This is a genomic window from Frankia sp. CoBUL1, assembly GCF_978021245.1.
Window position 1 is genome coordinate 80,325 of sequence record NZ_CDXDOS010000001.1, and the last position, 7,969, is coordinate 88,293.

Consider the following 7,969-nt stretch of genomic DNA (forward strand, 5'->3'; position numbering starts at 1 on the left):
CGGCGGACGGCACATCGCGGTGGGACGACGATCCGGACGACGAGCCGGGGCCGTACGCCGGGTCGTTCGACGAGCACGACAGTGGATGGGCACCGTCCGGGCCCATCTCCCGGCGCGGGGCGACGGCTCGGCGTGAATCGACGGCTCGGCGCGGGGCGACGGCTCGGCGCGACGAGGCCGGCGGGCTGCCGGCACGGGTCACCGCGTTCGTCCAGCGCGTGCGCGACCGTCCGCCGTTGCTGATCGGCGCCGCCGTCGTTCTCGTCTGCCTCGGGCTCGGCGTCATCGGATTCCTCGCCCTCGGCGGCGGTGGATCGGACTCCGGGACCGCGACCGGCCCGGCCGCGGCGGAGAAGGGCCGTTACTCCCCGGAGGTCCGTCAGGCATATCTCAGCTCGTGCCTTGACGTCAGCAACGGTAACGAAGGCTATTGCACCTGCACGCTGGAGAAGTTGGAAGCCGGCTACACCCAGGAGGAGTACCAGCGGTTCAGTGACAACGTCCAGTCCGAGTCGTCGCAGCGCATCGTGCGGGAGATCTATGCCGCCTGCCGTGACAAGCGATGACGAATACCAGTGTACAGTGGACTGATAGAACTATTGTCAGATGCCTGGATGAGCTACGGGACGACGGACGAGAGTGCTATTGCTTTTTCGTCGGTGATGTGATAGGACGTCCTTCGCGCATCGGTGGGCGGTCATGGCGGTGCGATTCTCTGGGACACATCCCGAGACCGCCCCTCCCGGAGCGAGGCTGCTCCACGTGCATTCGTCCGGCTGGGCGGGGGACCCGGCGGCGTGACCAGATCACACATTTACCCGACGCACGTCCACACGATGACTGCCCGCATCGTGCTGACCAGGGGGGCAGGAGATGCCGCCCTATGATCAAATACAGCGGTTCAGCGGCCATGATGCCTGAAGCTGGGATAACGTCGCCGACGCCCGGCGCCCGCACCCGGAGGCGGGTGATAGTTCTGTGACGAACTATGACACCGACCGCAACGGTGCCACGGGGCGCCCGGCTGCTTCCCGTCGTGACGACGATTTCTTCGCGGTGGAGCGGGTGGGCGAGCAGGCAGCCCGTCCTGTCTCCCGTGAGCCCGCGCCCACATCCTGGGATCCAAACCCCTGGTCCCGGCGTGAGCCTGCGCCGGGACCGCGACCAGCCATGCCGCCGGCAGGCGGCGGTGCGCGTCCCGCCGATCCCTTCGACGTGACCACCACCTGGGACGGTCCGGCGCCGGGACCCGCCGGTGGACGCCCGCCGGGCATCTCGGTGACCCCCCCCGCTCCCGCGGGCCCGTCCACCCCGGCGGGGTCATCCGCCGCTCCGGTGGCTTCTCCTGCTCCTCCTGTTCCCAGGGGTCCTTGGGTTTCCGCCGGTCCGCCGCCGGCTGCGTCCCGGCCGACGTCCTACCTCCCCTCGGCCTTCCCGCCACCGTCCGCGGTGTCCAGGACGGCTACGACGCCGTCCGACCTGCAGGTGGGCGGACCCGGTCAGGAGGCCTACCCGGTCCCGACCGGTCCGCCGTCGGGACTGGTGCACATGGGCCGTTCCCCACGGGCCGGCGAGGCGGCGGGAACCACCTCCGGGACGAGACCGGGGGGTGGGGCTTCCGCGGACCCGTTCACCGGTGGGTTTCCGATCTCCGCCCGACCGGTTCCTGCGCTGCCGTCCCGGGCCGTTCCGACGCCGCCGGCGGACCTCAGGGGAGTTCCGGGCCAGCCGGGCACCCCGAGCCGGGTCACCGGCCCGGCCTTCCCGGTGGTGCCCGGGAGCTTTGGCGTGACCGCCGCCGCGCCGCCGTCCGATGCCGGGCCCCAAACCGCATACTCCTCGACGGATCCCTGGAACGGGCACAGCTCGCCCCGTGTTCAACTGCCCGGTGTGGGCACGCCCGCAGCGGGCCCGGGCGCCCCGAACCGGGAGGCCGGCGAGGTCCGTCCCGGTAGCGGCGGATCCGCTGGTCCGGGCGCGACCTCATCAACTCTGCCCCGCGGATTCGGGGGCGCGGAAGCCTATCTGCCGGGATCGGCGTCGAGTCGTCCCGGCAGGGACCCAGGTCCGGGAAGAAGGGGCCCGAACGGCGGTTCCGGGGTCAACGGCGGTTCCGGGGTTAACGGCGGTTCCGGGGTTAACGGCGGTTCCGTGGGTAAGGCCGCCGGCGGGAACGGCGCGTTCCTCGCATCCGCCGACCTCATCGTCGGCCGGCAGGGTCCGGCCACCGGGGGCCTGCCCCCACACTTCCGCCAGGACCGTCTGCGCTCCCGCCAGGATCGTCCGCGGGACCCCCGCGACGGCGGAGCGGATCTTGCAGGCTGGCGGACTCCCCTGCCCGGCACCGGAGATGCCGTCCGTTCTCTCCCGCCCAACGGGCCCAACGGGATCGCCGGACTGGTCCCCGGCCGCCAGGACCCGCTCTCCGGACCGCTCCCGGTGGCCCGGCGACGATCGCCGGTGGAGGCCGCGACGGGGAGCGACTGGCGGGTGCCGGCGAATCGGGTGTCTGGACCAAGGGACTCGTTGGCCGGTCCGACCGACCGGCTGTCCGGCCAGAACGGGCCGTCCGCTCCGGCCCGCGGCCGGGCGCTCGCGGCCCCGGAGCGGCGGGCGGCTGCCGAGGTCGACGCCGATGCGTCGCGGGCCAGCGGCCGGCCCGGCGACCTGGCTGTACCTCGGGTCGAGGAGACGATGACGACCGCTCGTCCGCTGTACCGGCCAGACGCCTCCGCGTCGCCGGCCGGGACCGGTGCGCGTGGCCTGGTCGGAACTCCGTTGTCGCCGGTGGGGCGCCGACCCGAGTCTCCCTCGGAGAGGACGTCCCTGGTGCCCCGGCGGGGATCGGGAAAGGCCAGAGGTGCCGGCGCCGCGCCGGGTGACGACAGCGGCTGGCAGCCCTCCCGGTCGGTGCGCAAACCGAGTGGTCGCAGTGTGCCTGCCGACCGCCGCCGCACCCCGAATCCGGTGACCGACACCAACAGTCTCCAACCGGTCTCGGCTCCCCAGCCCATCCGGTCATCCGGATCGACGCGATCGGGTGAGCGGAGTGCGGCGAGCGCCGGCGAGCGCCGGCGTGGCACCGCGGACCGGGCCGGTCGCGCGGGCGGAACCGGCGCCAGGAGCCGTGGACATGCTGGCCGGCATGAGGAGGGCGCCGGGGTCGGCGGCCATTCCAGGCCCGGGCGGCGGGCCTACGGACGTGATGCCCGCGCGGTGGGGCCGCGGGAACAGGGGGATGCCCGGGATGAGCCGGAGGGCGAGGACTTCTCCGGCGAGGATCGCCTCGCCTGGCTTCGTCAGGATTGGATCGGTCCTTTGGCCGTTGCGTTGGTCCTCGCGTTGCTCGCGGTCGGCGGCTATGCGCTCCTGCGCGGCGATGGCGGCGGCAAGAGCGCGCCGTCGGTTTCGCCGGCTCCCCCCAGTGGCTCGCCGACGCCCACCACGACCAGCCCGGACGCGATCAATGGCAAGGCTATGATTGATGGCAGTTGGGAATGCCGGCTGGTTACCGGGACGAATCCCCTGAAGCTGTCCGACAATGTCGTCGGTGTGCTCGTGGTCGAACGGACCGCCGGTGCCTACAGCTGGGACGGCACCGCCGGTCAGTACACGATCACGCCGGTGGCCGGTAACGACGGCGGGAATGTGATCGGCAACGTGAAGTTCACCAGCGGGCCACTGAAGGATCTTTCGGGGGTGCACATCGCCAAGCCCGGGGCCGGAATCCGCGACAAGGCGCAGGGCACGCTGGAACTCACCGCGAGTGGCAGTGCACCGCACCGATACTGCGGGGTGAACTGAGGAGATCCATCCCCACGCTGACGGTAAGTGAAACACCGATATGTCGGATCTAAGGCGCCTCTGGTAGCCCGGGATCTGCCGAGTTCCGACCCCCGTTGTCGGATTCAGGATGGCATGGGGCAGGATCAGGTGCCATGCTCAGGTCTGACCGTGGTGAGGGTGGCGGACGGTGTGCCGCCGCTGGCAGGACGGATGTGGCTGGCGGTGCGGACGGGGGCGTCCCCGCTCCCCGGGAGAGCGGCCGACGGACCGTTAACCGGCGTGGTCTGCTTCGCTGGGCCGGGACCGCGGCGGTCGCGGCACCGGCCGCCGGGCTGTTGGCCGCGTGTGGGGGCTCATCCTCCTCGGCCAGCGCGGCGCGCAAGGTACGTCTCGGCTATGTGACGTCCCGGACGGGGGCGTTCCGCAGCCACAGCGTGGTCGACTCGTATGTGGTGCAGACGATGCGCACGATGTTGGCCGATGGCGTGAAGGTGGGGAACCGCACCTATCCCGTCGAGATCTTCGTCCGGGACTCCGAGTCGGACCGCCATGGCGCCGGGATCGCGACAACCGACCTGATCTTCAAGGACAAGGTCGACGTCGTGCTGGTCGGTGGCACCTCCGACACCGCCGTTCCCGTCGCGGACCAGTGCGAGATCAACCAGGTTCCCTGTATCTCCACGATCGCCCCGTGGCAGGCCTGGTGGAATGGCCGGGGCGGCAACGTCGACATGCCCTTCCGCTGGACCTACCACTTTTTCTGGGGCATGGAGGACCTGGTGGCGACCTACGTCGCGATGTGGAGCCAGCTGGGGATCACCAAGGTGGGGCTCATGTATCCGGACGACGATGACGGCCGCGCGTTCGCCAACCCGGACTTCGGAATTCCCACCATCCGCAATTACAACAATCTCCGGCTGACGTCGCCGATGTCAGCCGGCTACGCAAGCGGGGCGCCCTCATTCAAGACCTATATCGATGAATTCGAGAAGAACGGGGTGCAGGCCGTCGTCGGCGTGTCCCGGGCCGCGGACTTCGCCACCTTCCGGAAGGAGACCAGGACCTTCGGTTACTCGCCGAACGCCCTGGCGATCTCCAAGGCGATCTACTTCCAGGAGGATGTGCGTGGCCTCGGTACCGGTGGTGACGGTCTTACCACCGAGGTGGCGTGGTCACCGGCGCATCCCTTCCGCAGCTCGCTGACGAACAAGACGTCCCTGGAGCTGGCCAACGACTTCACCAGCGCCCGCGGCCAAGGGTGGACCCAGATCCTTGGATTCTCGTACGCCCTGTTCGAGGTCGCCGTCAAGGCGCTGAGCAACGTCGACTCCCTCGACAACCGGGAAGCCGTCGCCACGGCCATCCGCGACGTCGACGCCCAGACCATCGTCGGACCTGTGGCGTTCGGAGCTCAGCCCAACGTCCCGAAGAACGTGGCTCGCATCGCCCTCGTCGGTGGTCAGTGGAACCAGAACCAGCAGGCGAACGATTTCGACCTCAAGATTGTCAACAATGCGGGTAACACCAAGGTCCCGCTGGATGCCGAACTCCGCAAGCTTCCCCCGCCCGTCTGAGCTCGGGTCGGCTCGCTTGTCCGGGGCGACTGGCACCGGCCGCCCCGGGGCGGATCACCTCAGGTCCCTGCGGTCGCCCGCGACATCGTGTGCTCGACCACCGCGATCAGCGCACTCTTGGTGGAGTCGCGGTTGCGGGCGTCGCAGGTGATGACGGGAACGGCCGGGCTGACCTGCAGTGCTTCCCGGACGTCCTCGATCGAGTGCCGCAGGATCCCGTCGAAGCAGTTGACGCCAATCACGAAGGGCAACTGCCGCTGCTCGAAGTAGTCGACCGCGGCGAAGCAATCGGCCAGTCGGCGGGTGTCGGCGAGCACGATCGCACCGATGGCTCCCCGCACGATGTCGTCCCACATGAACCAGAAGCGGTACTGCCCGGGGGTGCCGAACAGATACAGGATCAGATCTTCGTCCAGCGAGACTCGGCCGAAGTCCATGGCGACCGTGGTGGTGGTCTTGTCCATCAGGTGGGTGAGGTCGTCGATGTGGGCTCCCGCCTCGGTCATGACGGCCTCGGTGCGCAGCGGGACGATCTCGGACACCGAACCCACGAATGTGGTTTTCCCGGCGCCGAATCCGCCCGCTACCACGATCTTCACCGAGGTCGTGGCGACGGCGGAGTTGACCCGCCTGTTGTCAGAGCTTTCGAAGGCCACTGAGAACCCTTTCGAGCAACGCGAGATCCGGTGCCTCGTCGCGGTCAGGCTGCTGGTGGACGCGGACGAAGCCTTCGTCCGCCATATCGCCTACCAGCACGCGGGCTACCCCGAGGGGCACCCGGAGGCCGGCGGCGATCTCCGCGATGGATCGCACCTGCCGGCACATGGCGGCGATGGTCTGTTGCTCCAGGTTGAGGCCGATCGCTCGTTCCTCGCCGAGAGGCGTCGTGAAGACGAGTGCCTCGATGGCGAGTTCATAGCGCGACCGAGTGCGCCCGCCGGTCATCGCATACGGACGGACGACCGGCCCGGGCGTGCCCTCGGGATCGATACTCACCCTGACTCCCTGTGTTGCCGTCCGGTCACCGCGGAAGGGTTCCCTGCAGTTCGGCGCGCAACGCCGGGGTCAGGACGTCCTTCGCCCGGCTGACCAGCAGTGCCATCTCATAGCCGACCAGACCGATGTCGCAGGACGGTGCCGCGAGCACTGCCATGCTCGCGCCGTCACTGATTGCCATGATGAAGAGAAAGCCGTGCTCCATCTCCACGACCGTCTGGGTGACGCCACCCGCCTCGAAGACGCGGGCGGCGCCCTGGGTCAGGCTCACCAGTCCCGAGGCCACCGCGGCGAGCTGGTCGGCGCGATCCCGGGGGAAACCGTCGGAGACGGCGAGTAGCAGGCCGTCTGCGGACACCACAACGGTGTGGGCGACACCCGGGACGCGATCGACAAAATTGTTGATCAACCAATTGAGGTTCTGGGCTTCAGAACTCACGGGTGTCACCGTTCCTCCTGCGCGTCACGTCGAGGATTCCTCGCGGTGTCGACTCCGACATCACGTCCCTGCCGTACGCCCTGGTAGAAGCTGGCAAGCCGGCCTCCTACAGCCTCAGGAGATCTGGCCGAGGTGTCGGTGGGACGCCGGCGGGGCGCGGGTTCGGCGCTGCCGGGCACGAGATGGGTCATGGGAACTCGCACCGGTAGGCCCGACCGCGTCACGCCGCCTGTGCTCGGCTGACGCAACAACTCGGCCGCCTGCCAGCCGGCGTCCCCGGGAGATGTCCAGTTCTCCTGGGACGGGGGCTGCTGGGGCGTTGCCTGGTGCTGTGCTGGCTGGTATTGCCCTGCTGGTTGATGGTGCGGGGCTGGCTGATGCTGGGCCGCGAAGGCCGGGACGGGCGGGACGGGCGGAGCCGCTGACGGCGCGTCCGTCGCGGGCTCCTCCCGTGCCGGTGTCCGGGTAGCCGTGAGCGGATCGACTCCGGAGCGGGCGGGGCCGCGTTGCCCGAAGGCCCCACCGAGCCCCGGACGGACCGGGGAACGGGGCGGTGGCGCCGCCCCACCGGCACCCGGCCCGGTGGGGCGGGCCGCCGCGGCCGCCGTCGAATGCTGGGCGGGCGTCCGATCGGACGGCGAACGTCGCTGGAACCACGCCGACACGGAGTCGAAGATCGGCGACGTCTCGATGCCGTCGGTGTCCCGGTCTGCCGTGGTCTGTTCGCCGGTGTCCTCGCCGGAGACCGCCTCTGTCGTCCCGGTGTCGCGCAACTGCCGGGACGCGAGCGCCGACGCCGGCCGGTCGCGGGGACCGGTGGACGCCGTGGACTCCGATCGTTCCTGCGGAACGGGCCGGTTCTCGGAGCGGGCGAACACGCTGCCGGCCCCGGGGGGCGGCTCCTCGGCCGACCGGGGCCGCTCACCGGCATCGGGCCGGGTCTGGCCGGGCGGTGTCGGGGCAGGCGGTGTCGGGGCGGTGTCGGGCTGCCCGGTCCGAGCGGGCCCGGTGGCGCCGCCGGGACGTGGTTTGGTCCCCCAGCGGTTGTCCCCGAACGACACCGGTCTCGTCTCGTCCGTGACCGGATCGTCCCGTCGTCCGAATCCGCGCCGGTCGATGGTCTGGGTGTCCGGTACGACGTCGGGGGGCGGTTCGAGCCGGCCACCGGGAGCGG

Annotated in this window: 5 protein-coding genes and 2 pseudogenes; 3 read left to right on the plus strand and 4 right to left on the minus strand. The window is 70.2% G+C overall.

Annotation, left to right across the window (positions count from 1 at the left end; genetic code table 11):
* From AC08OX_RS00460 to AC08OX_RS00470, 3 genes and pseudogenes are all read left to right on the plus strand, one after another.
* Positions 1 to 566, plus strand: a pseudogene (locus AC08OX_RS00460) (hypothetical protein); the annotation flags it as partial.
* A gap of 1,585 nt (positions 567 to 2,151) precedes the next feature.
* On the plus strand, positions 2,152 to 3,804 hold the full coding sequence (locus AC08OX_RS00465) for a hypothetical protein (protein WP_476605974.1): 1,653 nt from the start codon (positions 2,152 to 2,154) through the stop codon (positions 3,802 to 3,804).
* 134 nt (positions 3,805 to 3,938) lie between these two features.
* Complete coding sequence (locus AC08OX_RS00470; RefSeq protein WP_476605975.1) at positions 3,939 to 5,360, plus strand: ABC transporter substrate-binding protein; 1,422 nt, start codon at positions 3,939 to 3,941, stop codon at positions 5,358 to 5,360.
* A gap of 59 nt (positions 5,361 to 5,419) precedes the next feature.
* Here the strand turns inward: AC08OX_RS00470 and AC08OX_RS00475 are convergent, their stop codons facing one another.
* The 4 genes and pseudogenes from AC08OX_RS00475 to AC08OX_RS00490 form a co-directional block, all read right to left on the minus strand.
* Entirely contained in the window at positions 5,420 to 6,016 is a 597-nt protein-coding gene (locus AC08OX_RS00475) for a GTP-binding protein (RefSeq protein ID WP_011435094.1), read from the minus strand.
* Positions 5,997 to 6,356: a DUF742 domain-containing protein gene (locus tag AC08OX_RS00480; protein WP_011435095.1), complete on the minus strand. Its 360-nt coding sequence runs from the start codon at positions 6,354 to 6,356 to the stop codon at positions 5,997 to 5,999. The genes AC08OX_RS00475 and AC08OX_RS00480 overlap by 20 nt, the downstream gene beginning before the upstream one ends.
* A 25-nt stretch (positions 6,357 to 6,381) precedes the next feature.
* The gene (locus AC08OX_RS00485; protein ID WP_011435096.1) at positions 6,382 to 6,804 is read right to left on the minus strand and encodes a roadblock/LC7 domain-containing protein; all 423 of its coding nucleotides are present in this window, start codon (positions 6,802 to 6,804) and stop codon (positions 6,382 to 6,384) included.
* Positions 6,801 to 7,969 (minus strand): annotated as a pseudogene (locus tag AC08OX_RS00490) (histidine kinase); the annotation flags it as partial. The pseudogene AC08OX_RS00490 and the gene AC08OX_RS00485, both read right to left, overlap by 4 nt.